This is a genomic window from Proteus sp. FZP2095 (assembly GCF_023701425.1).
Lineage (GTDB): Bacteria > Pseudomonadota > Gammaproteobacteria > Enterobacterales > Enterobacteriaceae > Proteus > Proteus cibarius.
Genome location: NZ_JAMQBJ010000001.1, coordinates 80,462 through 104,188 on the forward strand (window position 1 = coordinate 80,462; position 23,727 = coordinate 104,188).

At 39.7% G+C, this 23,727-nt stretch carries 17 protein-coding genes; 10 read left to right on the plus strand and 7 right to left on the minus strand.

Annotated features, from left to right (window positions below; genetic code table 11):
* Nucleotides 1-155: 155 nt before the first annotated feature.
* From NBG71_RS00400 to NBG71_RS00415, 4 genes are all read left to right on the plus strand, one after another.
* Nucleotides 156-398 carry a type II toxin-antitoxin system ParD family antitoxin gene (locus NBG71_RS00400; protein WP_075671623.1) on the plus strand — a complete coding sequence of 81 codons (243 nt, stop codon included), beginning with the start codon at nt 156-158 and terminating at the stop codon, nt 396-398.
* On the plus strand, nt 391-684 hold the full coding sequence (locus tag NBG71_RS00405; protein ID WP_075671625.1) for a type II toxin-antitoxin system RelE/ParE family toxin: 294 nt from the start codon (nt 391-393) through the stop codon (nt 682-684). Before NBG71_RS00400 ends, NBG71_RS00405 begins: the two co-directional genes overlap by 8 nt.
* A gap of 369 nt (nt 685-1,053) precedes the next feature.
* Complete coding sequence (locus tag NBG71_RS00410; protein WP_036912074.1) at nt 1,054-1,260, plus strand: YbfA family protein; 207 nt, start codon at nt 1,054-1,056, stop codon at nt 1,258-1,260.
* 222 nt (nt 1,261-1,482) lie between these two features.
* The gene (locus NBG71_RS00415; RefSeq protein ID WP_075671627.1) at nt 1,483-2,226 is read left to right on the plus strand and encodes a type 2 GTP cyclohydrolase I; all 744 of its coding nucleotides are present in this window, start codon (nt 1,483-1,485) and stop codon (nt 2,224-2,226) included.
* Between the two features lie 96 nt (nt 2,227-2,322).
* On the opposite strand, the gene NBG71_RS00420 is transcribed toward NBG71_RS00415, so the two are convergent.
* The 6 genes from NBG71_RS00420 to NBG71_RS00445 all read right to left on the minus strand — a co-directional run bounded on the left by NBG71_RS00420 (nt 2,323) and on the right by NBG71_RS00445 (nt 14,580).
* Entirely contained in the window at nt 2,323-4,395 is a 2,073-nt protein-coding gene (locus NBG71_RS00420; protein ID WP_250916445.1) for an SWIM zinc finger family protein, read from the minus strand.
* Nucleotides 4,392-5,546 carry a VWA domain-containing protein gene (locus NBG71_RS00425; RefSeq protein WP_250916446.1) on the minus strand — a complete coding sequence of 385 codons (1,155 nt, stop codon included), beginning with the start codon at nt 5,544-5,546 and terminating at the stop codon, nt 4,392-4,394. The genes NBG71_RS00420 and NBG71_RS00425 overlap by 4 nt, the downstream gene beginning before the upstream one ends.
* The gene (locus NBG71_RS00430) at nt 5,533-8,115 is read right to left on the minus strand and encodes a DUF5682 family protein (protein ID WP_250916447.1); all 2,583 of its coding nucleotides are present in this window, start codon (nt 8,113-8,115) and stop codon (nt 5,533-5,535) included. The genes NBG71_RS00425 and NBG71_RS00430 overlap by 14 nt, the downstream gene beginning before the upstream one ends.
* 99 nt (nt 8,116-8,214) lie before the next feature.
* A complete protein-coding gene (locus NBG71_RS00435; protein ID WP_075671635.1) occupies nt 8,215-9,324 on the minus strand; it encodes an ATP-binding protein in 1,110 nt (369 codons plus the stop codon).
* A gap of 25 nt (nt 9,325-9,349) precedes the next feature.
* Complete coding sequence (locus NBG71_RS00440; protein ID WP_250916448.1) at nt 9,350-13,078, minus strand: DUF4132 domain-containing protein; 3,729 nt, start codon at nt 13,076-13,078, stop codon at nt 9,350-9,352.
* Nucleotides 13,079-13,449: 371 nt separating this feature from the next.
* Nucleotides 13,450-14,580: a multidrug effflux MFS transporter gene (locus NBG71_RS00445; RefSeq protein ID WP_075671639.1), complete on the minus strand. Its 1,131-nt coding sequence runs from the start codon at nt 14,578-14,580 to the stop codon at nt 13,450-13,452.
* 101 nt (nt 14,581-14,681) lie between these two features.
* Between NBG71_RS00445 and NBG71_RS00450 the strand changes: the two genes are divergently transcribed.
* Nucleotides 14,682-15,443 (plus strand): AraC family transcriptional regulator, encoded by a 762-nt coding sequence (locus NBG71_RS00450; protein WP_075671641.1) that lies wholly within the window; start codon nt 14,682-14,684, stop codon nt 15,441-15,443.
* A gap of 80 nt (nt 15,444-15,523) precedes the next feature.
* On the opposite strand, the gene NBG71_RS00455 is transcribed toward NBG71_RS00450, so the two are convergent.
* Nucleotides 15,524-16,807, minus strand: a complete 1,284-nt coding sequence (locus NBG71_RS00455; RefSeq protein WP_075671643.1) for a citrate synthase — start codon at nt 16,805-16,807, stop codon at nt 15,524-15,526.
* Nucleotides 16,808-17,430: 623 nt separating this feature from the next.
* Between NBG71_RS00455 and sdhC the strand changes: the two genes are divergently transcribed.
* From sdhC to sucA, 5 genes are all read left to right on the plus strand, one after another.
* Nucleotides 17,431-17,811, plus strand: a complete 381-nt coding sequence (gene sdhC, locus NBG71_RS00460) for a succinate dehydrogenase cytochrome b556 subunit (protein ID WP_129586864.1) — start codon at nt 17,431-17,433, stop codon at nt 17,809-17,811.
* A complete protein-coding gene (gene sdhD, locus NBG71_RS00465) occupies nt 17,805-18,149 on the plus strand; it encodes a succinate dehydrogenase membrane anchor subunit (RefSeq protein ID WP_006537664.1) in 345 nt (114 codons plus the stop codon). The genes sdhC and sdhD overlap by 7 nt, the downstream gene beginning before the upstream one ends.
* Complete coding sequence (sdhA, locus tag NBG71_RS00470) at nt 18,149-19,915, plus strand: succinate dehydrogenase flavoprotein subunit (protein WP_023581183.1); 1,767 nt, start codon at nt 18,149-18,151, stop codon at nt 19,913-19,915. The genes sdhD and sdhA overlap by 1 nt, the downstream gene beginning before the upstream one ends.
* Nucleotides 19,916-19,949: 34 nt before the next feature.
* Nucleotides 19,950-20,666 carry a succinate dehydrogenase iron-sulfur subunit gene (locus NBG71_RS00475; RefSeq protein WP_006537662.1) on the plus strand — a complete coding sequence of 239 codons (717 nt, stop codon included), beginning with the start codon at nt 19,950-19,952 and terminating at the stop codon, nt 20,664-20,666.
* A gap of 245 nt (nt 20,667-20,911) precedes the next feature.
* Nucleotides 20,912-23,716, plus strand: coding sequence for a 2-oxoglutarate dehydrogenase E1 component (sucA, locus tag NBG71_RS00480; protein WP_075671645.1), 2,805 nt, complete (start codon nt 20,912-20,914; stop codon nt 23,714-23,716).
* The last annotated feature ends 11 nt before the right edge of the window (nt 23,717-23,727 follow it).

The following is a 23,727-nucleotide window of genomic DNA, read 5'->3' on the forward strand; positions in this document are numbered from 1 at the left end:
GTTCAGAGTATTTTAAGCTATAAAATTCTCTATTTGCCGATGACACCCCAAAATTGGTTTTCAATATTGGGGTGTTTTTTTATGGTATTAGCTGGCAAATTAATAAATTTATTGCTACCGTTGTATTACTAAGTAATACAATATAGGAAGGATTTATGGCACGAGTAACTAGCGTAACTTTGGGTGAACATTTTAATGGTTTTGTTGGTGAAATGATTAATTCAGGGCGTTATGGAAATACCTCCGAGGTAATCAGAGATGCTTTACGTATGATGGAAATCAGAGAAGAACGGATCCAAATAGTTCGAAAAATGGTACTAGATGGTGTGAATTCACCAGAAAGTGAAAACAACATGGATGATATTTTTGCAAAAGCTGAAAAGGACTTAAATGTATAAACTCTCTAAATTAGCAGAAGAAGATATTTATCAAATTGCACGTTATACCATTCAGCAATTTGGTGTAACTCAGGCAAAAAAATATCATAATGAGTTAAAACAGGCATTTGAGCTACTTGCTCGAGCACTTTGGATTGGGCGAGAGTGCAATTGGGTGTGTGATGGTATGAGACGATTTGAGTTTAAAAAACACTCAATTTATTATCTACCAAAAAATGATACCTTATTTATCGCTCGCCTTATCCATCATTCAATGGACGTTGATTTTCTTGATTTCCCTGAATAAGTCTTTCATTACTCACTGCTAAATGTATTATTCGGTTGTATATTATTTCGCAGTAGATGTATGTTATTAATACTAAAACCCGCATTCTTGAATATCCTACCTCTCTTCACTTATTTGATTTTTTTCTTTTTTGATAATTTATCTTCGAAATTATTTACTACAACTTTCATTAGGTAAAAATACTGATCTAATTTTGTTAAAGATTGTGTTATTTATGTTTCGCTTTTGTTTCTATTCTGAAATTTAATTACATATCAAGCAAAATAAAGGTGATTTTTCGCACGAATTGAGTGGTCTGATCAGTAGTAAAATTTCATCAAATGAGGTAAAATTTCAGTTATCAAATTAATCTCTATACAGGAGAGCACTATGCCAGCTTATAACGAATATACAAAAAAACATGTTTTAGCCCGTCGTACTGGTGCTGTTGCGCTAGGTGTTGTGGCATTTCCTGTTATGATTTTCCATCCTAAACGCGCACAATTTTATAGCTATATACACCGTGTATGGTCTAAAACAAGTGATAAACCAGTTTGGCTGGCAAAATCGGAAGTGGCGCTAAATAGTCACAAATAACAGAATATTAAGATAACGCCTGCAAAAGTAGGCGTTATTTTTATCCCTTTTTAAGCACTTTTCTGATGCGACCTTCTTGTTTTTTCTTATCCTCAAATAATCTTCAATTTTTACGTTACAATAAACAATAATGAGTCATTTAAACGAATGCCATTAATCTATTGCTATTTATCTTATTGTTATATAAATAGTGGCATTCGTGATAACAGGGAAATAAATGAAATGAAGAATACTGATCTGGAATTAGTGATTAATGAGAAGTTAAGTATTGAGAACTTTCAAGATTATGCGCCTAATGGACTTCAAGTCGAAGGACGCCCTCATATTCAAAAAATAGTAACGGGTGTGACTGCAAGCCAAGCATTACTTGATGAAGCTGTGCGATTAAACGCTGATGCAATTTTAGTACACCACGGTTACTTTTGGAAAAATGAGCCCGTTGTTATTCGTTCAATGAAGCGCAACCGCTTAAAGACATTACTTTGTAATGACATTAATCTTTTTGGTTATCACCTGCCGTTAGATGCTCACCCAATTTTAGGCAACAATGCTCAATTAGCGTTAAAAATGGGCGTTAAAGTTGAAGGTGAAATATTACCGTTAGTACCTAAAGGTGTGTTTGATTTACCTTTAACGCCTACTGAATTAAAAGAACGTTTAGAAAAAGCGTTACAACGCAATGTATTGCATTGTGGTGATAATGCTCCTGAAACTATTCGTAATATTGCTTGGTGTACGGGGGGCGGACAGGGCTTTATTCAAGATGCAGCTGAACAGGGTGTGGATGCTTTTGTAACAGGTGAAGTATCGGAACAGACTATTCATATCGCAAGAGAAATGGGTGTTCATTTTTTTGCAGCTGGACACCATGCGACAGAGCGTTATGGTATTAAAGCATTAGGTGAATGGCTTGCTCAAACACATCACTTCGATGTGACATTTGTTGATATTGATAATCCAGCATAAGCCGATTCATTCTTATTTTATAAGCTATCTCTCTAATTAAAGAGAGATAGCTTTTTTTGTATATATAAATCCCTCTGCTATGCAGGGGGATATTTATTACTCATTAAGCTGAATAGGTAATGGACTTTGTAATTGTTGCAGATTATCGCATAGCCAAATTAACTGTAATAAAGCCTGAGAGTCACGTGTGGTTAATGTCAGATAACGAGCTAATTGGTTGGCAATTAATGTCATTCCTAAATCGTCAGCAGTATGCTTGCTTATTTCTAACTGCTCTTTTTGCATTTCAGAAAGTAATTCCCGTCCAGTACATGCTTGGGCTTCTAATACAGACAAAATAGGGCGACAGAACTTTTGTGCTAATGTTGGTTCACTGTGATGCATTGCCGTTTGTTGCTTACGCTTAGCCATATATTCTTGAATACGACTAATAAATCCTGATTGTTTTTTCTTTCGTGGAAATTGGTCAAAATCGAGATAAAACATTTCAATGCCTTTTTCCGTTTTGAGCCAAAGAGTCGTTGGCAATAAATCCATATTTAAATCACGTCGAACAGGCTGAACAGTGACAGCTACTATCTCTAGTTCTCGTTTAGTGAGATAACGTAATTCTTCTAGATTATTTTGCATTGTTCCTTCCCAATAAAGACGTAAGAAGGCTGAATTATCATGATTGTCTGAAACATCCCAAATAACGCATTGCTCTATTTCATACCAAATTAATGGCTTATAGCTTTTGATATGTAAGACGAGAGGGGAAAGAAATCCTTCAGGTTGATTAGCAAAATAGTCTGGTAGCTCTTGCCAATTGTTGATCCCTAATTCAGTTTGTAGATTGTGATAATCGGTAATATCAAGAAAATCCGTTTGGTTTTGTGCAAAGCTTTCGCCAATAGTTGCCAGTTTTCCTTCATCAGAAATACGCGGCTCTTGTAATAAAAAAGGGCGGCGCATTAATTTATCGGATGTTTGTTTCCATAACGACAAACTATTCCAAACACTATAACGATTAAACAGAGTATCAAGTTGATTTGGGCGTGCTTGAGTCGCTTGTAAGAGTTGTTTCTCTTCTTTATCCCAAAAGGTAAAGGTTGCTCCTAACGCACCACTTTGTGCTGTCCACCAATTTGCACCAACAGGGATAAGAGAGAGGCTGGTTTTTTTATCGTCATATTGACGACGAAGTTGCCCTCGTAACGTTTTTAACTGTTCTGGCGTCGCATTGGATAATTGAAATAGATAGGCTGAAATATGAGCCAGCAAGCGCAAGACATTACTTTCATCCATAGTGAAATGTCTTTCTGCCAACAGTTTGACTTGAGAGCTTAATGATCGTAAATAAGACGCTAAACGAGGTAAGCCTTCTGCTCGAGCGGACATATTCAATAAGTGCAATTGAGTGGCGCTGCTTAAGCTGATATGTGATAGCCCTTGGCGTAATAAATCATAAATAAATTGTTCAACCGTCGTGATTAACGCCGTTTCTTCTTTATTGAGAGGGCGCGTTGAAGATTGCGAAATGATTAAATCTTCAGGCCAACTCCATAGTTGAGCATGTTGTTCAAATATTTTAGCCACAATAGCAAGGTGGAATGCTTTTTTCTGTGAGTCAGAAAAAGGTGATAACATGCCGTCGTAGCCACTACCTTGTAAGAAAATAACAGGCTCATCAACATCAGGGAGTTGAATTTTTAATTGTGTCCCTGTGTCTTCTAAATTCAATGTTATTGTTTCCCACTGCTCAACTAATTTAATCGCCACACGACAGGCTGGTTTTCCTGCTTTTTTGATTAGAGCTTCCGGCTCAAGCGTAAATAGCGTAGGTAACAGAGGTGTTATTTCAATGGGCTCCGCAACAGTTTCTGGTGATGTTTCATTACTATTATCGTCGTTTGAATTATCAGCACTATTATTTATTTGTAGCCATAAAACAGCAGCTAAAATATGTTTGCAACAACCTGATGCAGAGCAATCGCAACTGGCTTGTTGGATCCCTGCTTCGTGTAAAATAACATTTTGCCCATCGCTACTAAACTGCCCTGTATTGGCGTCAGTGAGAGAAACTTTTTCGTTATCAACATCTTTTTTGGCGCGTCTTAATAATCCTGCATTAGCAAATACAGTGAGCGCATCTTCATCGTAATGAAAGTAAACAGTTTGCCAACTCATTGCATTACCTCTGCCAACCATTGTGCGAAATGTTCAGGTGTTAACGCTGCAACTTGCATGCCTCTATCTGCAAGCTTTTGTGCAATTGCAGAGTCATAAACAGGTTGAGCCTCATCATCAAGTGCTGCAAGACCCAATAATTTAACTTGTTGGCTATTAAGGCGTTGCGTGCAATCTAATAAGCGATTTAATGAGCCACCTTCTTCAAAGTCACTAATAAGTGAAATAACCGTGCGTTTATGGTTTTTGACTAAACTTTCACAGTATTGCATTGCACCTGCAATATCAGTACCGCCGCCCAATTGTACGGTCATTAAAACTTCAACGGGATCGTCTGCTAAATGCGATAAATCAACAACTTGGGTGTCAAAAACCACTAAAGAGACATTAACAGCGGGTAAAGAGGCTAAAATGCTGGCACAAACAGCCGCATACATAATTGAGCTAGACATTGACGCACTTTGGTCAACACAAAGTATGACATCCCACGGAAAATGTTGTTGCATTCGTGAGTTGAAGTAAGGAGTTTCAATCACTAAACGGCGATTTTGAGTATCGTAATGTTTTAAGTTTGCAGCGATGGTTGCACGCCAATCAAAGTTGCGACTATTAGGTACTAAAGAACGTCTAAAACGATTACGGCGACCTGTTAATGATTGGCGAAAGTTATTGCGAATTTGACGCAAAATATCATCGACTACTTTGCGAATAATCGTTTTAACCGCATCTCGCGTTTCTTCACTCATGCGTCCACGTAAACTTAATAATGTTTTCGCTAACGCTTTTGTTGGCTCCATTGCTTTTAACGTATTGGGATCTTTAAGAAAACTACTGATTTGATAACGTTCAATAGCTTGTGATTGCATACGTTCAAAGGTGCTATTAGGGAATAGCTTACGCGCTTGATTTAGCCAGTTTACCGCAGTAAGTTGCGATGCATCGAGTGATCCATGACGCCCCCGTTCTTGGCGAAGACCTCGGCGCTGATATTCACGACGATAGAGAAAGTCGAGTGTGCGCTCAACTTTTAAATCATCAGCATTAAAAGTCGCTTGCCCAAGAGCATCATCAGCATATTGACCTAAAATCAGGCGCCAGCGTTTTGCTTGCTTTATTTTATCTTCAGGCACATCGTCATTATGCTGACTCATGATTTGTATCTCCTTTCTCTATTTTCTTAGCATCAAACCAAGAAATCATGCCTTGTTCCATTATTCGCTGTTGTAATTTTTGGTTGAGTTTAGTGGCTTCAAGCATCTGTTTAGCACTAAATTCTGACTGCCATAAAGATAGCGCTTGCGTATCTAAACCAATATCGTTGGCAATATATTGTGCAAGCTCTGCATTTTGTTTGGGATTAAGTTGACTAAAGGCAAAACGCAGATCAGGCAAGATCTGAATAAATCGTTCTTCATCCCATTGCTGTAGCAAAGTATTTAAGTGATCGACCAATAACGGAAGGCGAATAACTAGTTCTGGCGCTGTTCGCATCATACCAACGAAATAATCAATGGCATGTTCAGGAGAGCTGCCGGTGCTAAAGGTCGTATTTAGCGTGGTAACTAACGTATTTTCATCAATATATGAACCTAAATAACGTAAGGCATCTACTGCACCTTTTAATAAAGGCACTGTATCTAATTGACCATCAAGGCGATTGAGTTGCTGATAGAAATCACTTTTATAATCATGCTGATTATTGAGCGATGGCATAAATTCAATCAATTCACGTAAAGAGAGCAGAGCTTGTAAATTGTTTTCTTGTTGTTGCTCATCACCTTGAGCCAGTTGTTCTAAACAAAAGAAAGCTTGTGGAATAACTTGATGTAGGCGATTTTCAAGTGAAAGTTCATCCGTAATATCAAGATATTGGCGACCTCGCCATAAATGGATCAGTTTATGTCCACACTGAGTCAGTGACTCAAGACGAAAATCTTGCTGAATATAGCTATCTAACAGTTTAAAGAGTGATGGAATGCGCTGGTGGAGTCCAATTAGTGCTGCTTGGATTAATAACGTAACTGCACTCTGGCTCGAACGACTTTGCCCTTGTTCTTCAAGCTGTTTCTCCATTGATAACAGCTTATTTAGAGCGATAGCTTCAAGTTGAGAGCCTTTCTCTGATAATGAAATCAGTTCACCTTCTACATTAGGTGTCCAAGCGTATTGCCACTCTTCAAATAACAGATCTAATTGATGGCCAGAAAGAAAATCAGGACCATTTACACGGTGTGCAAAATGGATCTCCAAGAAAGCCAATAAATGTAAAAAACGACTTCTTAAGCGATGCTGCGGGTTACGATAAACATCGCATTTAGTTGTTTTTGCTAAAGTATCATCAAGTTTGAAACGAAAAGCTCTAGCTCGTTCATAGGTTTCATTAACTAAAGGAGGCGTTGCCGTACCTAATGGGATTTTACCTAAGAGATAACCTGAGAAACAGGTTTTGATTTCAGCCCATAATTCACTTTGGCTATCATCTAAGCTGCCTTTAATAAAGGCACTTTGTAAACCATCGAGCAAGTCATAGCGACCTGTACCAGCGTGATCTCTTAATAAAGCGAGACGTAAACTCTGTTCGGCTGCGAGTTTTACAGCTAAATAACTCGGTGGATTATCAAATTGTTTTTCTCTAATTGCCTGAGCCACTGAGCTCAGAAAAGCAATCCCCATTTTATTGCGATAAACTTGGGTTGGCTGTTTGGCGACATTATTATTTTCTAACTTATCATGATGTTGTTGCATCAAACTTTGCCAAGCTTGTTGATAAAATGCAGGAGAAGGCATACCAGAAGCATAACCATTAAGTGCATCTAGTCTGTCAAAACTGTAGCGAATAAGCCAAGCTTGCTCATTTTCACCCATTTTTTGCATTTTAGTGAATTGCTTTTGTTTTGTGCTAGAAATGGCGAAAGATTGAGATTGTGAGTTAGCTAGGCCTTCAATTAGTGCAAGGGTATGGAATCCCCCAGTGACGATTACAATTTTGGCATTGGGTTCTTGCTGTTTGATGGTTTGAATATGGGCGAGCATATGCGCTTCACGTTGTGAAGAGCCTTCAGATTCAAGCACTTCAGGCTCATAGTCAAGACGTGCAAGTGCACACCAAATAAAGGTGTCATTAAAAAGTGTTTGCCAATCAGCTAAGGCTTCAATACTACGTAATTCAAAAAGATGCTCCCAAACATCATCATGATCACGACAGTGGCATTTTTTAGCTAATTGCGCGATAAACTGGCTATGTGCTAAATAACGTTCTTTTTGTAAGCTTCGACTTTGCGAGTCGCTATACTCTTCGTTATTAACTTGTGCAGCCCAAGGTAAATCAATAAAACGTGTTTTAGCATTGATGCGCAAACCACCTCGCAAAGCTTGCCATTCAGGCGAATATTCACAAAATGGAAAATAGGCAGAGTGCAGTGATTTTTCTCGCTCTTCTTGGTTTCCATCATTATGCAAATACTCAGCTTGACCCATAATCGCAACGGGAGGCAGGGTATCTTTATCGGTTAGGCTAGGAATAAGTGAATTAAAGGTATCTGGGCCTTCAATTAAAATATAGTCAGGTTTTACAGAATCAATTAATGATAAAACCGCATAAGCACAAGCAGGGCTATGGTGGCGTACAGGGGCAAAATAGAGATATTGTTGCTGTAACGACGTCCATTTCAGTCGTGCTTGGTCAATTCTTTCTGGCAAAGGTATTGAAGGTAGCGTCACCGTGTCGATCCCTTTTCTGGGTGAAAAGGCAGAGTGAATTAACCCTGCCTTTAATAGATAAATAACGTATTTTAATGTGTAGCCATGAGTCTTAGCGTTTTATTGCCAGAACTCTTTTGATGCTTCAAAGAAAGCTTTCCACTCTTTACTGTTTCTTGCTCTCTCTCTAGCTACGTTGTCCATGTAATAACGAATACGTTTGATATCATCAGCATTATCTTTTAATACAACACCGATTAACTGGCGGGCAATTGCGCCTGCATTCATCACACCATCACCTAAATAATGCGCTTCTAAGGCACAAGCGTAAGCAATATTCACAGCTTCTGCGGTTGACATAACTGCATCTGGTGTTTTGATATTACCGCCATCTTTCGTGTTACCTGAGCGCAACTCTTGGAATGTTGTGACCAGTAATTCCACAACATCTACTGGTACAGTGATTTCATTGGCTAAAGAGCCTAATTCATTCTCAAGCTGTGATTGGATCAGGCTGATTTCAAATGCAGGATCACGTATAGGTTTCACCGTTTCAAAGTTAAAACGACGCTTTAATGCGGCCGACATTTCATGAACACCGCGATCACGTAAGTTTGCTGTACCGATGAGGTTAAATCCCGGTTTTGCACTAATACGTGCACCATCCCCCATTTCAGGGATCATCAATTGTTTCTCTGACATCAAGGAAACTAACACATCCTGGATTTCAGGAGGACAACGAGTTATCTCTTCAAAGCGAACAATTTTGCCTTGTAACATACCTTGATAAAGCGGTGATCCCACTAAAGCGCGTTCTGTTGGGCCTTCTGCTAATAGCAATGCATAGTTCCAAGAATATTTAATGTGATCTTCTGTTGTGCCGGCAGTTCCTTGGATAGTTAATCCTGAATCACCACTGATAGCAGCAGCAAAAAGCTCTGAGAGCATCGATTTTGCTGTACCCGGTTCACCAACCAGCATTAAACCTTGTTTACCCAATAATGTGACAATTGCACGATCAACCAACGCATCATCGCCGAAAAACTTAGGTGTGATGCTTAATGCATCATCACCTAAAATAAATTGGCGTACAGCACGGGGAGAGCGAAGCCATCCTTGTGGTTTAGGATTATTAGCATCAGCTTTTGTTAAACGCTCTAACTCTTGAGCAAATCGAACTTCAGCACTTTCCCTAATTGCTTGTTGATCTGCGGGTGCTTTTTTAGCCATATTCTTTCCTAATTATCCCTATCTTTTACCAAGGTGTTTTCTTTTCCCATTCAGGATCAAATCCTGCGCAAGCTTCAGCGACTTTTAGATAATCCGCATAGCTTTCTGCTAATAGAATCGGTGGTACATTTTTTAGCTCAACATTATTGCGACCCCAGTAATCTTGCTGATTTTTCTCAAAACTTAAATCAAATAAGACAGCTGGAATATTTTCTTCTGGAACATAACTACCACTGAAACCGATATTGACGTAATAGTTTAAACTAGAGAAGAATTTGTAATAGTGAGAGAAGGAGCCCCCATCTTCTGCTGGGCCTCGTTGATAACCCATTTTGGTTAAAATACCGCGTAAAGTGAAGGTGTCTGTGATCCAACCTTTTCTATCTTCCACTTCAGTTTGTTTCAGATCTAATTCTGGGATCTTATGTTCCATTTGAGAGAATAAGAATTTTATTTTGTAATCTTTAAAGTGAGCGATCCATGCCTTACGCTCATCTTCATTGACCAATGCTGCGTGAGCAAGTTGGATCAACGAATCGTTTTGTAAAGTCACTTCATCATCTTCAAGATCAAGCAATGCACCGTCATCAGAAGGGCGGAATGTATTGATAACCTTGCCATCTTTCACTTCTTGCCAAACCAGTTGTTCAATCAGTTTATGCATGATTGGGTGAGCTAAGATATATTCTTGCCAATCGGCGCTTAACCACTGACGTTGAGCACACATGGCTTCATATAAACGCACACTTTGTAATTCAATAACTTGTTTGAGTTCTTTTTTACTTGAAGTGAAAAGTTTTTTAGCTTCTTTAATCAGCTCTGCATCATCATTTTTGCGCGCTGCAGGTAAGGCTTTAACTTCTTTACCTTCCGGATTAAACAATACCAGCTTTTGTTTTGCATCCATCTTCGCCGTAAAGATACGCTCACCATATTCCAGCACTAATGTCCCCGTATCATCAAAGCCAGCAGTCGGAATGGTTCTGTCTGCTAATTCATCTGCACTCCAGCCATTACGCTCCGCGATTTGCGTGACTAAATTCCGGGCTTTTTCCTGAACAGATGCCGTGCGATAACGGCGTGATAATGAAAGAAGAAGCTGAATAATAATTGGATCATTGCTTGATGCTACAGCGTCAATCATGGCTTCAATTTGAGCTCGGCGCTGATAGTGATCACGCATATAGTTACGTAATACAGATACTGCAACATGACCTTCAATACCGCAGATAAGCGCTAACATACCTTTATCGCTGATTGCAGAGCCTAAATAACGACGTAACACCTCGTTTTTAATCTCTTCAATCACTTGTTCTAACGTGTAGTTTTCATATTTAGCGTAATATTCAGGATAACGTTTAGCCCAGTTTTGATAATTGCTTAAACGCCCTGGCGCTTCACGTTGTGCTTCGACCATCGCTTCTTCAAGTGACGGACCCTTAATATCCTGAGCAACAAAGGTATGCAGAATAAAGCTTGAAAGTTTATGTTGGCTATCAGTAGAGAGCAGACCAATATAACGTTGTAATAACGCGTTTCCTCCTGGCATTTTTAATTTCACTGCCAGAATAATCCACCAACGAATAATCGCCGGATCAACTGCTTTCTTGTTTTCCCATGTTAATGCAGGAATTGCCTCAAAATTAAACCAAGCAAGGCTTGCAGGTGCTTTGGCTTTAAGGCCTTTTTCAGCTTCTGCTAATAACGTTTTTGGCGATAAGTAGCTCGAAATATCTTCACCTAATTGCTCTAATGCAGTGAGTAAAGAAGCTCGTACTACTTCACGTTTCTCTTTTTTCAATAAGGCATTAAGCGCAGGTAAGGAGTCCGGATTATTTAAGCGAGCTAACCATTCAATGGCTGTAACACGGATCTCTTGTTTACTAGAGGTTAATCCTTCTTGTGCACTTAAATGAATATTAGGCAGTGTTTCTAATAATTTTTGTGCAGAAACTCGGTGTGTTTTATTTTCACCTAATGCCAATTCCATGATGCGAGGAACAAATTGTGCAGGAATTGTTGGGAAACGTCCTAATACTTCAATACCTTGTGAAATCTCAAATTGGCGATAGCGATGTTCGCTTTGGTTTGGCATTAAGTTTAGCGCTTCTGCGATATAATCAGTATGTTGAGAGAAGAAAGGCCAAATTTGTTCTGGTTTACGAAAACGGCGTAAGCCATCTTGATAAGATTCTAAGCATAGTGCCGCTGTGACACGGGCTGCGCGTTTGAAGCTACATCTTTCTAATACATTTTCAACTTGTCGTAATTCAATATCACTAAATAAACGCTCTGGAATATCACCATTAAAGTAGTGAGAGGAAAAGTGATCAGCATGTTGGCGGTTGTTGGTTATCACACGCACAGCATGGAAGAATGTGTATTCTGGCAAATTAGGAATACGATTTTTGTGTTTAATAATTTGGATTTCATTCGACTGAATAGTACCTTGCCCACTGTTGAGCTTATCAACTAATGCACGACATTGTTTTTCATCAATCTTAGATAAATCTTTATAATGACGCTGTGCCCAATTATAAGAGTGTTTCGAAGTTTTATTTTCTTCAATTTCGCGTTCAGCATTTTCTTTCGCTTTAGCTAACATCTCATTGAAGTTATTGACCATAATATCGCGGGTACTATCGGGTAATGGTGTATCTTCTAATGGTGTAAAATCAGGTGCTTCGATGGCATCAACGGTGTTTGCGTTATCAGCAACGCTAAAACGTTGTAGAGCACTTTCAATGCTCTTGATGACCGCTTTTGAGGTTTCATGTTTTAACGCTTCTTCAAGTACATCACGGTTTTCACCTTGGCGAGCAAATAAATCAGCCGCTTGTGTACGTTGTTTTGGTGTACCATTCATTAAAACATGGGTTAAATTTTCTTTTACAATTTCAGCCGGTAAGGTATTCAAAATAGGTTCTGCGGCTTTTTTCACCGTTTTTAAACTGCTGGTGGCAAGTAAAACAATAATATCTGCAAAAGTATCGCGTAATATCGTATTTTTATTTAGATGGTTAATTAGCTCAACTAAACCATTTGCTGACAGTTTGTCAATCAATTCCGTTCTAATAAATTCTTGATGTGAAAGTAGATAATCTTTTAAATCATGAAGTTCATAAATACGCTTAAGATTAGAAGCATAATATTCAGAGATATCTTTTCTATCGAATACTGCGAATAATGCATTTTCGCCTGGAATATTGGCCTCTGCTTCGACCATATTAGCGATAAATTCCATACTCCAATGTTTACGATGTTCTAAATTAAGATTACGTGCATTATCATAAGTGGTGTAAAACGCATCAACTAATAGGTAAATAACCCAAGTTGGCACTTCAGTTGTTGTCACTTTGATATTGATATCCTGACATGCAGCTGCAATGACTTTTGCATAACGGGCTACTTGTTCTAAAGAAAAGCTTTCGCCAACCTTTGAGTAGAGCTTATGACGGGCATTAAGGCCTTGGGTGATAACTTTACTATACTTTCCTGTATCAATATTACTGGCATACCACCATTCTAATGTTCCTGCACGATGAAAATAAACAGCTGCTTTTGCAGCATCCAGTTTATTTAATTCAAAAAGAATTTCAGGATTTTTGCCTGTAAGTACATAATCTAATGCACGTTTAGGCAAACTCTCATCAAATATTGCAAGTAATACCAGTGATTCTTGAAGATATTTCTCAGTAATATCGACGTCTTTTTTCCCAAAAATAGGGAAAATATCTAAGATTTTTTTTATCACGCCAGTTCCTTAAGCTATGTATGGATAAACAGTTTTTTTTACCATGAAATAGCGAAACGAACAATTTGATTATCACTAGGTAAAATAAAATCAATATGTACCATTTGTTAAATTTATAGATGTAAAAGCTAAAAAAGCTAACCTCGCTTTATTAATATTCAATTCTGCAATATATAAAACGCTATATCAGGAAAAAGTGCTGAAAATGAAGAAATGATAATAAAGGCATTTTTTGTGGATTTTAAAAAGATTAAGAATTGTCTGTTGAATGAAACAAGTATTAACACCTAGGTAAATAGATTAAAAATTAGCAGAAAAAAGGGCAAAATAAAAAGAGCTCACATTAAATATAAGGAGCTCTTTTATATTTATTATTTTGTCGTTTGACGAGAAAAAGAGAGTAGCAATGATCCTAGACTACAAATCAGTAAAGTGATTGCTAAGCTTTGTCCCCATCCTGCAAGTGCAAGCCCACCACCAATTAACAAATAGTAGAACAAGCCTAATAATGCACCCGCAGTACCTAAACGATCTTTATATTGTGCTAATGCTGTGGCTAAGATATTTGGAATAGCAATGCCATAAGCAACAACACTCGTCATCATTGGAATAATAAAGCTAATGTGGTTACGTAATAAATAAACACTCACGGCACTAACTAATGCAATAAAACTCGCAAGTAAAACTAGTTTTCCACATTGCCAATGATGGTTTAATAGAGCTTTATTAATATAAGAGCCAACACCGACACCTATTGCTAATACAATGCCGCTATAACCAAAGGTATTTGCACTATAACCTTGTTTATCAAACATAAAAGGTGCTAACTGATAATAGGCAAAAAGGCTAATATTAAAAAAGGCAATTAATAATACTGTTTTAGCAATCTGCTTATCCTTGAGCATTTTTATTGCAGTTTCTCCTAATGGTGCTGTTTTTATTGTTTCAGGGCGACTTTCAGGTAAAGCAAAAGTACTCCATAACAGTAAAATAACAGCAAGGAGGGCAAGACCACTAAACACACCTTGGTAACCAGCATAGCTGACTAACAATGAACCACTTAACATACCTATTGCTGGGCTTAGGGCGATGACTGCTCCCATCACTGAGAAAACTTTAGCCAGCTCATCGCCACTATATACGTCACGCATAATGGTTTGTGTGCCTACTGAGCCTACCGCAGCACCAAAAGCGGAAAGCATTCGCAATCCAAGTAATACTGAAAAATCTTGTGTCATAAAAACGCCAAGACAAGCAACAGCATAAATAAGCAATCCAGCTAACATTGTCGGACGACGACCAATGACATCACATAATCGACCCCATATAATGACGCCCAATGCAAACGCAAAGAAATAGAGCGAAAGTGTTTGCCCAGCTTTGTTTGCACTGACATGAAAGCCGTTTGCAATATCAGTAAGTGCTGGGCTATAAATGGTTTCTGCAATTTGTGGAAACATCATTAACGCAATTGCTAACCATAAAGAGAGTTTTTTGTTCATCTTTTTATCCTACATCCTTAAATCTTGATGAGCAGAATACAGAGATAATGAATGTCTTGTTATAAATATAAAGACATATTATTTTTCAAATAGGACAAGTGATGGCTTGGCTTAATCAATACGACCACTTTGTGCCAGAAGAGCATCTTGCATCAGTCGTTGGTATTGCGGCAGAAATGGGAAAACACGACTCAGGGTTTCATTCTCATGATAGAGGGCAGTTATTATTTACGCAGTCAGGGTGTATGCGGATTACTTTAGCTTCTCGTGTTTCTGTATTACCTCCCATGAGGATTGCGTGGATCCCTCCAAGACTTGAACATCGAGTCGAAATGTATGCCTCTGTTGGATATCGTTCTGTTTATATTAGTGATGAATTCCATAATATTTTTCCAAGCGAGAGCGAGATCTTAACGATTTCACCTCTTTTACGAGAAATATTAGAACGAATTTCTATTGCTGATTTTGATACTCAATGGGAAGAAGGGCGCTACGCAAATTTATTGGCCGTTTTTTTTGATGAAATCACTCAAGCACCGCGGCAACCCAATCATTTATTTATGCCTAAAGATAGACGCCTAAGTCGTTTATCCTTTGATGATTTACCGCCAGCATTACAAGAAATGGCAAAGTATGTAGGGGCGAGTGAAAAAACGATCACACGGTTGTTTTACAAAGAGACGGGGCTGAGCTATCAACAATGGCGCCAACAATGGCGGTTAATGAAAGCCATTGAATTATTAGCTACTCATCATCGCTATATTGATATTAGCCAGATATTAGGATTTGCCAGTGACAGTGCCTTTATTACCTTTTTCAAAAAAATGACAGGGCAAACACCACAAGAATATTTGAAAAGCTGATTGAATTTTATTGATAACTTTAAAACATAAAGCCCCGATTTAAACGGGGCTTAGTAAGATAAATAATTAATAAAATTCAATTATTTCTTTTTAATTTCACTTTTGAAATCACGCTCATCATAGCCAGTATAAAGCTGACGAGGACGCGCAATTTTCAGACCATCTTCGTGCATTTCATTCCAGTGAGCAATCCAGCCAATTGTACGTGCAATCGCAAAGATAACAGTAAACATATTGGATGGAATACCTAACGCTTTCAGAATAATACCAGAGTAGAAGTCAACGTTAGGGTACAGTTTTTTCTCAATAAAGTACGGGTCGTTTAGAGCAATACGTTCTAATTCCATTGCCACTTCAAGCAAACTGTCATTGAGGTTTAATTCTTTTAACACTTCATGACAGGTTTCACGCATTACCGTTGCACGAGGGTCGTAGTTTTTGTAAACACGGTGACCAAAGCCCATTAAACGGAAGGAATCATTTTTATCTTTTGCACGTTTAATAAATTCAGGAATGTGTTCAACCGTTTTGATCTCTTCCAGCATACGTAGACAAGCTTCGTTAGCACCCCCGTGAGCTGGTCCCCAAAGTGACGCGATACCCGCTGCGATACAGGCAAATGGGTTTGCACCGGAAGAGCCCGCAGTACGTACAGTTGAGGTTGACGCATTTTGCTCATGATCGGCATGAAGGATGAAAATTCTATCCATTGCGCGTTCAAGTACTGGGTTAACGACATACTCTTCGCATGGTGTTGCAAACATCATATGCAAGAAGTTACCTGCGTAGGAGAGGTCATTTCTTGGATAAACGAAAGGTTGACCAATCGAGTATTTGTAACACATTGCTGCCACTGTTGGCATTTTTGATAGTAGGCGATAAGCCGTGATATCGCGGTGAACTGGATTACTGACATCTAATGCATCGTGATAGAACGCAGCTAAAGCACCTGTAACACCACATAATACAGCCATTGGGTGTGAGTCACGACGGAAACCATTGAACAGTCGGGTAATTTGCTCATGGATCATGGTGTGACGCGTTACTGTGGTTTTAAATGTATCATATTGCTCCTGTGTTGGTGCTTCACCATACAGAAGGATATAACAGACTTCCAAGTATGTTGATTCCGTCGCTAATTGCCCGATAGGGAAACCACGGTGAAGTAAGATACCGTTCTCACCATCAATAAAGGTGATTTTTGATTCACAAGAGGCGGTTGAGGTAAAGCCGGGATCATAGGTGTAATAACCTTTGGAGCCGAGAGTACGAATATCAATAACTTTGGAACCGAGTGTAGGGGATAGAACGTCCAAGTCTACAGATGTTTCAGCAATCGTTAGCTTAGCTTTGTTATCAGCCATTTATAATCTCCTTAGCGCTTATATGTCTCCTAACAAAGTCGAGGGTATCTTCATAAAGATGCACTTCGATAGTGAAACTATAGTTGATGTAAGGTACCCAGCCGAGTTTTATTTAATGCCCGTAATGTCTAGGTCTATAGTGTGTCACTTATGTTAAGGAGCTTTTGATGTTATGTTTTTTTAGGTGCTTTTTTATGCAATGCACTTAGAATTAGTACTGCTATCACTTTTACATAAGTTTGAGGTTTCTGGAAGCGTGTTTGCGCACAAAAAAAACATAAACATTAAAATAATGCAGTAAATGTAAGAAAAATGTTGTGTGTGTGTCAAAAATGATAATCAGTTTTGCATCGGATGTATTAAATAGTGATCCTTCTCACTGTTCGAGGCAAATGTCGGGCACACAAGTTGTGTGGTAATTGTAATAAGTTTGTGAAGCACTTATACTGCGCGCAGGTCTCCGGAACCGTTGTTGTATGGAGAACCAGCGTAACGAATCCACACTTTCTGTAAAATAGACGGATTTAACATTTTACTTAAAATGTGCCTTTGTACCCCATTCGCTGTTTGATTTCCATCCAGGTCCGGAGGAAGGAAAAATTATAAAAGCTGTGTGGGCATAAATTGTGAAAAAACAAAGACCTGTCAATCTGGATTTACAGACGATACAGTTTCCACTCCCTGCTATCGCATCGATCTTGCATCGTGTCTCTGGGGTTATCATGTTAGTCGCAGTTGGCATCTTGCTGTGGTTACTTGGCACCTCTCTCTCCTCTCCTGAAGGATTTCAGCAAGCAGCTGAAATTATGACTGGCTTCTTCGCGAAATTTATTTTGTGGGGCATCCTAACGGCATTGGCATATCACATTTGTGGTGGTATTCGTCATATGTTAATGGACTTCGGCTTTATTGATGAAACCTTGATTGTAGGCCGTAATTCAGCGGCAGCATCAATGGTTATTACAGTGATTTTATCAATATTGGCGGGGGTATTAGTATGGTAAGTAATTCTTCTACTTTAGGCCGTACTGGCATACAGGATTGGTTATTCCTTCGTGCCTCAGCCATTATTATCGTTTTATATGTTCTTTATCTTGTGGGATTTATTGCTACAACAGAAATAACCTATGAGGTATGGCGCGGATTCTTTAGCTCATCCTTAACCAAAGTGTTCACCATCTTGACTCTGCTTTCTATTCTTATTCACGCGTGGATAGGAATGTGGCAAGTGTTAACGGACTATATTAAACCGCTGGCATTACGCCTGACTTTACAACTGATTATTGTTGTTGCGCTGTTGGTTTATCTTATTTATGGAACAATTGTGGTGTGGGGTGTGTAATGAATCTGCCAGTAAGAGAGTTTGATGCTGTTGTTATTGGTGCGGGTGGCGCAGGTATGCGTGCCGCTTTACAGATTTCTCAAATGGGTCTGTCTTGTGCACTGATTTCTAAAGTTTTTCCTACTCGTTCTCATACTGTTTCCGCTCAAGGTGGTATCACTGTTGCACTCGGTAATACCCATGAGGATAACTGGGAATGGCACATGTACGATACGGTAAAAGGTTCCGACTATATTGGTGACCAAGACGCTATCGAATATATGTGTAAAACCGGCCCTGAAGCAATTTTAGAGTTGGAACATATGGGACTCCCATTTTCTCGCCTAGATGATGGCCGTATTTATCAACGTCCATTTGGTGGTCAGTCAAAAAACTTTGGTGGTGAACAAGCTGCTCGTACAGCCGCTGCCGCTGACCGTACTGGGCACGCATTGTTGCATACCCTTTATCAGCAAAATTTAAAAAATCACACAACCATCTTTTCAGAGTGGTATTCACTAGATCTAGTGAAAAACCAAGATGGCGATATTGTCGGTTGTACTGCAATTTGCATCGAAACGGGCGAAGTCGTTTATTTCAAAGCAAACGCCACGATTTTAGCTACTGGCGGTGCGGGTCGTATTTACCAGTCAACTACAAATGCGCATATCAACACAGGTGATGGTGTTGGCATGGCAGTTCGCGCAGGTGTTCCTCTGCAAGATATGGAAATGTGGCAATTCCACCCAACCGGTATTGCGGGTGCTGGTGTGTTAGTGACTGAAGGTTGTCGTGGTGAAGGCGGATATCTGTTGAATAAAGACGGTGAACGCTTTATGGAACGTTATGCACCAAACGCCAAAGACCTTGCTGGTCGTGATGTGGTTGCACGTTCAATCATGATTGAAATTCGTGAAGGTCGTGGTTGTGATGGCCCTTGGGGGCCTCATGCGAAATTGAAACTCGACCATTTGGGTAAAGAAGTTCTTGAGTCTCGTTTACCGGGTATTCTTGATCTTTCTCGTACTTTCGCACACGTTGACCCAGTTAAAGAGCCAATCCCTGTTATACCTACTTGTCACTATATGATGGGGGGTATTCCAACAAAAGTAACGGGTCAAGCTATTCGTGTGAACGAAAAGGGCGAGGACGTTGTTATTCCTGGATTGTTCGCAGTCGGTGAAATTGCTTGTGTATCTGTTCATGGTGCAAACCGCTTAGGGGGTAACTCACTGTTAGACCTCGTGGTATTTGGTCGTTCAGCAGGGGTTCACTTAAAAGAGTCACTAATGGAACAAGGTACTATGCGTGATGCGAGCGATTCTGATGTTGAAGCGGCATTAACGCGCTTAAATCGTTGGGAAAACAACCGCTCTGGTGAAGACCCAGTTGAGATCCGTAAAGCACTGCAATCTTGTATGCAACATAACTTCTCGGTATTCCGTGAAGGTGATGCAATGGCTAAAGGCTTAGAAGAACTGAAAGTTATTCGTGAGCGCTTACAAAATGCACGACTGGATGATAATTCAAGTGAGTTTAATACACAGCGTATTGAGTGCTTAGAATTAGACAACCTGATGGAAACTGCTTACGCCACTGCGGTGTCTGCAAACTTCCGTACAGAAAGTCGTGGAGCTCATAGCCGTTTCGATTTCCCAGAGCGTGATGATGCGAACTGGTTATGCCATACATTATATCAACCGCAAACCGAAACAATGACACGACGTGAAGTCAATATGCAGCCAAAACTGCGTGAAGCCTTCCCACCTAAAGTGCGTACATATTAATTAGCGGTGTTATTGAAGTTGCGGAGACTTAAATATGAAACTTGAATTTTCGATTTATCGTTACAATCCCGACGTTGATAATGCGCCGCATATGCAAGATTACACCCTCGAAGTTCCTGAAGGGCGTGACATGATGCTGTTGGATGCATTAATTCAGCTAAAGGAAAAAGATCCTACCTTATCGTTCCGTCGTTCTTGTCGTGAAGGTGTTTGCGGCTCTGATGGTGTGAACATGAATGGTAAAAATGGTTTGGCTTGTATCACACCTATTTCATCTTTACAGAAAGGAAGTAAGAAAATTGTGATCAGACCGTTACCCGGTTTACCAGTAATTCGTGATTTAATAGTGGATATGACCCAGTTCTATACACAGTATGAGAAAATTCGTCCGTATTTAATTAATAATGGCAAAAATCCTCCTGCTCGTGAGAACTTACAGTCACCAGAACAGCGTGAAAAGCTTGATGGACTTTACGATTGTATCCTTTGTGCTTGTTGTTCAACCTCTTGCCCGTCATTCTGGTGGAATCCAGATAAGTTTATCGGGCCTGCTGGATTGCTAGCGGCTTATCGTTTCTTGATTGATAGTCGCGATACAGAAACTGAATCTCGTCTTGATGATCTTAACGATGCGTTCAGTGTGTTCCGTTGTCATGGCATCATGAACTGTGTCAGCGTATGTCCTAAAGGACTCAATCCAACAAAAGCGATTGGTCATATTAAGTCAATGTTGTTAAAACGTAGTGCATAAAATAATAACCGCCCTAAAATAGTTAGGGCGGTTAATGGAAAAACTAAGTTAGACGTTTGCGGTAAAAATAGTAAGGCACCTTTAAACACTGTAAGACAGTGCTTAAAGGTTCCTTGAGAGCTAAAGCTCCATATTTAAAGAACCTGCGAGATAGCGGGTCATAAGAGAACCTTGCAATCGACACCGTTTAATCACGGTATTAGTTATCCACGGCGAACTAAAGCTGTATAGCTTAAGGGATCATAATGCAGAACGGCGCAATGAAGGACTGGCTAGAATCAACTTTTCTAGCAGGAGAGAATCAGTCTTACATAGAAGATATCTATGAAGATTACCTAACTGACCCAAACTCTGTTGACGAAAGTTGGAGAGAGATTTTTCAACAACTGCCCGCAAGTCAAGGCATAGAACAGTCGCATTCTCAAACCCGCGACTACTTCAGACGCCTCGCAAAAGAATCCACTCGATATCATACCTCGGTAAGCGATCCGGCAATGGACTCAAAACAAGTTAAAGTTTTGCAGCTCATCAATGCCTTCCGTTTTCGTGGTCATCAAAACGCTAATCTCGACCCGCTTGGTTTATGGAAACAAGAATCTGTTCCAGATTTAGATCCTGCTTTCCATAATCTAACTAAAGAAGACTTTGAAGAAACCTTCAACGTCGGTTCTTTTGCTATCGGCAAAGAAACGATGAAATTAGGTGATTTATATGAAGCACTGAAGCGCATTTACTGCGGTTCAATTGGTGCTGAATATATGCATATCACTAATACTGAAGAAAAACGCTGGCTACAACAACGTTTAGAATCAGTAAATGTTGCAGACCAATTCACTAAAGAAGAAAAGTTACGCTTCCTGACAGAGCTAACGGCAGCTGAAGGTTTAGAGCGCTATTTAGGCGCGAAATTCCCGGGTGCAAAACGCTTCTCTTTAGAAGGTGGTGATGCATTAGTTCCGATGTTAAAAGATTTAATTCGCCATGCAGGTAAACAAGACACTCGTGAAGTGGTTCTTGGTATGGCGCACCGCGGACGTTTAAACGTTCTGGTAAATATCCTAGGTAAAAAACCAGCTGATTTGTTTGATGAATTTGCGGGTATTCATAAAGAACATTTGGGAACGGGTGACGTTAAATATCACCAAGGTTTCTCATCTGACTTTGCGACTGAAGGGGCTCAAGTCCACCTAGCATTAGCTTTTAACCCATCTCACCTAGAGATTGTTAGCCCAGTTGTAATTGGTTCTGTTCGTGCTCGTCGTGATCGCTTAGATGAAGCTCGTAGCAATATGGTTCTTCCTATTACTATTCATGGTGATGCGGCCGTGACTGGTCAAGGTGTTGTTCAAGAAACCCTGAACATGTCTCAAGCACGCGGTTATGAAGTAGGCGGTACGGTTCGTATTGTTATCAATAACCAAGTTGGTTTTACGACTTCAAATCCAAAAGATGCCCGTTCAACACAATATTGTACTGATATTGTGAAAATGGTTCAGGCGCCAATTTTCCACGTTAATGCAGATGATCCTGAAGCAGTAGCTTTTGTGACTCGCTTAGCATTGGATTTCCGCAATACCTTTAAACGCGATGTTATGATTGATCTCGTTTGTTACCGTCGCCATGGTCACAACGAAGCGGATGAGCCAAATGCGACTCAGCCTCTGATGTATCAAAAAATCAAAAAGCATCCAACACCACGTAAAATTTATGCGGATAAACTGGTTGCCCAATCACTTCTTGATGCCAATGATGTGACTGAATTGGTTAATCTTTATCGTGATGCGTTGGATCGTGGTGACTGTGTTGTTGAAGAATACCGCCCAATGGGTCTGCATTCTTACACATGGGAACCGTATCTAAACCATGAATGGAATGAAGAGTATCCTCACAAAGTAGAAAAAGCACGCTTACAAGATCTTGCACGCAAAGTAAGCACTGTTCCATCAGAAATTGTGATGCAATCTCGTGTTGAGAAAATTTATGCCGACCGCGCTGTTATGGCAGAAGGTGAAAAACTACTCGATTGGGGTGCAGCAGAAACATTAGCGTATGCCACTTTAGTTGACCAAGGTATCACCATTCGTCTTTCTGGCGAAGATGCGGGACGTGGTACATTCTTCCATCGTCATGCGGTCATTCATAACCAAACAAATGGTTCTGTTTATGTACCATTAGCCAATGTTCATAATGCTCAAGGACAATTTAATGTCTGGGACTCTGTATTAACAGAAGAAGCTGTACTTGCGTTTGAATATGGTTATGCCACAACAGAACCTCGCGGTTTAACAATTTGGGAAGCACAATTTGGTGACTTCGCAAACGTTGCCCAAGTCGTTATCGACCAATTTATTAGCTCTGGTGAGCAAAAATGGGGTCGTATGTGTGGTTTAGTCATGCTGTTACCGCACGGTTATGAAGGCCAAGGCCCAGAGCACTCCTCTGCACGTTTAGAACGTTATCTGCAACTGTGTGCAGAACAAAATATGCAGGTTTGTGTGCCATCAACTCCGGCTCAGGTTTACCATATGTTACGCCGTCAAGCGTTACGTGGTATGCGTCGCCCACTTATCGTAATGTCACCAAAATCACTGTTACGTCATCCATTAGCGGTTTCTGAATTGGATGAATTAGCAAATGGTAAATTCTTACCTGTCATTGGTGAAATAGATGATTTAAAACCTGCTGATGTGAAACGTGTTGTTATGTGTTCCGGTAAGGTTTACTACGATTTATTAGAACAGCGTCGTGCTAATGAGCAAAACAACGTTGCCATTATTCGTATTGAACAACTGTATCCATTCCCACACGAAGATATTGCGCAAATTCTCGCACCTTATGCTCATGTAAAAGAGTTTATTTGGTGTCAAGAAGAGCCCCTGAATCAAGGTGCTTGGTACTGTAGTCAGCATAACTTCCGTGATGCTATTCCAGCAGGCGCAACATTACGTTATGCAGGACGTCCTGCATCAGCCTCTCCAGCAGTTGGTTATACCTCTGTTCATCAGGAGCAACAAAAAGCTCTGGTTGAAGACGCACTGAAAGTTGAATAAATAAGGATAGA

Coding starts and splice junctions, on each gene's coding strand:
- NBG71_RS00425 (WP_250916446.1), bottom strand. CDS start 5,546: ATGAGTCAGCATAATGACGATGTGCCTGAAGATAAAATAAAGCAAGCA.
- NBG71_RS00450 (WP_075671641.1), top strand. CDS start 14,682: ATGGCTTGGCTTAATCAATACGACCACTTTGTGCCAGAAGAGCATCTT.
- sdhD (WP_006537664.1), top strand. CDS start 17,805: ATGGTAAGTAATTCTTCTACTTTAGGCCGTACTGGCATACAGGATTGG.
- NBG71_RS00455 (WP_075671643.1), bottom strand. CDS start 16,807: ATGGCTGATAACAAAGCTAAGCTAACGATTGCTGAAACATCTGTAGAC.
- NBG71_RS00405 (WP_075671625.1), top strand. CDS start 391: ATGTATAAACTCTCTAAATTAGCAGAAGAAGATATTTATCAAATTGCA.
- NBG71_RS00475 (WP_006537662.1), top strand. CDS start 19,950: ATGAAACTTGAATTTTCGATTTATCGTTACAATCCCGACGTTGATAAT.
- NBG71_RS00415 (WP_075671627.1), top strand. CDS start 1,483: ATGAAGAATACTGATCTGGAATTAGTGATTAATGAGAAGTTAAGTATT.
- NBG71_RS00400 (WP_075671623.1), top strand. CDS start 156: ATGGCACGAGTAACTAGCGTAACTTTGGGTGAACATTTTAATGGTTTT.
- NBG71_RS00435 (WP_075671635.1), bottom strand. CDS start 9,324: ATGGCTAAAAAAGCACCCGCAGATCAACAAGCAATTAGGGAAAGTGCT.
- NBG71_RS00410 (WP_036912074.1), top strand. CDS start 1,054: ATGCCAGCTTATAACGAATATACAAAAAAACATGTTTTAGCCCGTCGT.
- sdhA (WP_023581183.1), top strand. CDS start 18,149: ATGAATCTGCCAGTAAGAGAGTTTGATGCTGTTGTTATTGGTGCGGGT.
- NBG71_RS00445 (WP_075671639.1), bottom strand. CDS start 14,580: ATGAACAAAAAACTCTCTTTATGGTTAGCAATTGCGTTAATGATGTTT.
- NBG71_RS00420 (WP_250916445.1), bottom strand. CDS start 4,395: ATGAGTTGGCAAACTGTTTACTTTCATTACGATGAAGATGCGCTCACT.
- sucA (WP_075671645.1), top strand. CDS start 20,912: ATGCAGAACGGCGCAATGAAGGACTGGCTAGAATCAACTTTTCTAGCA.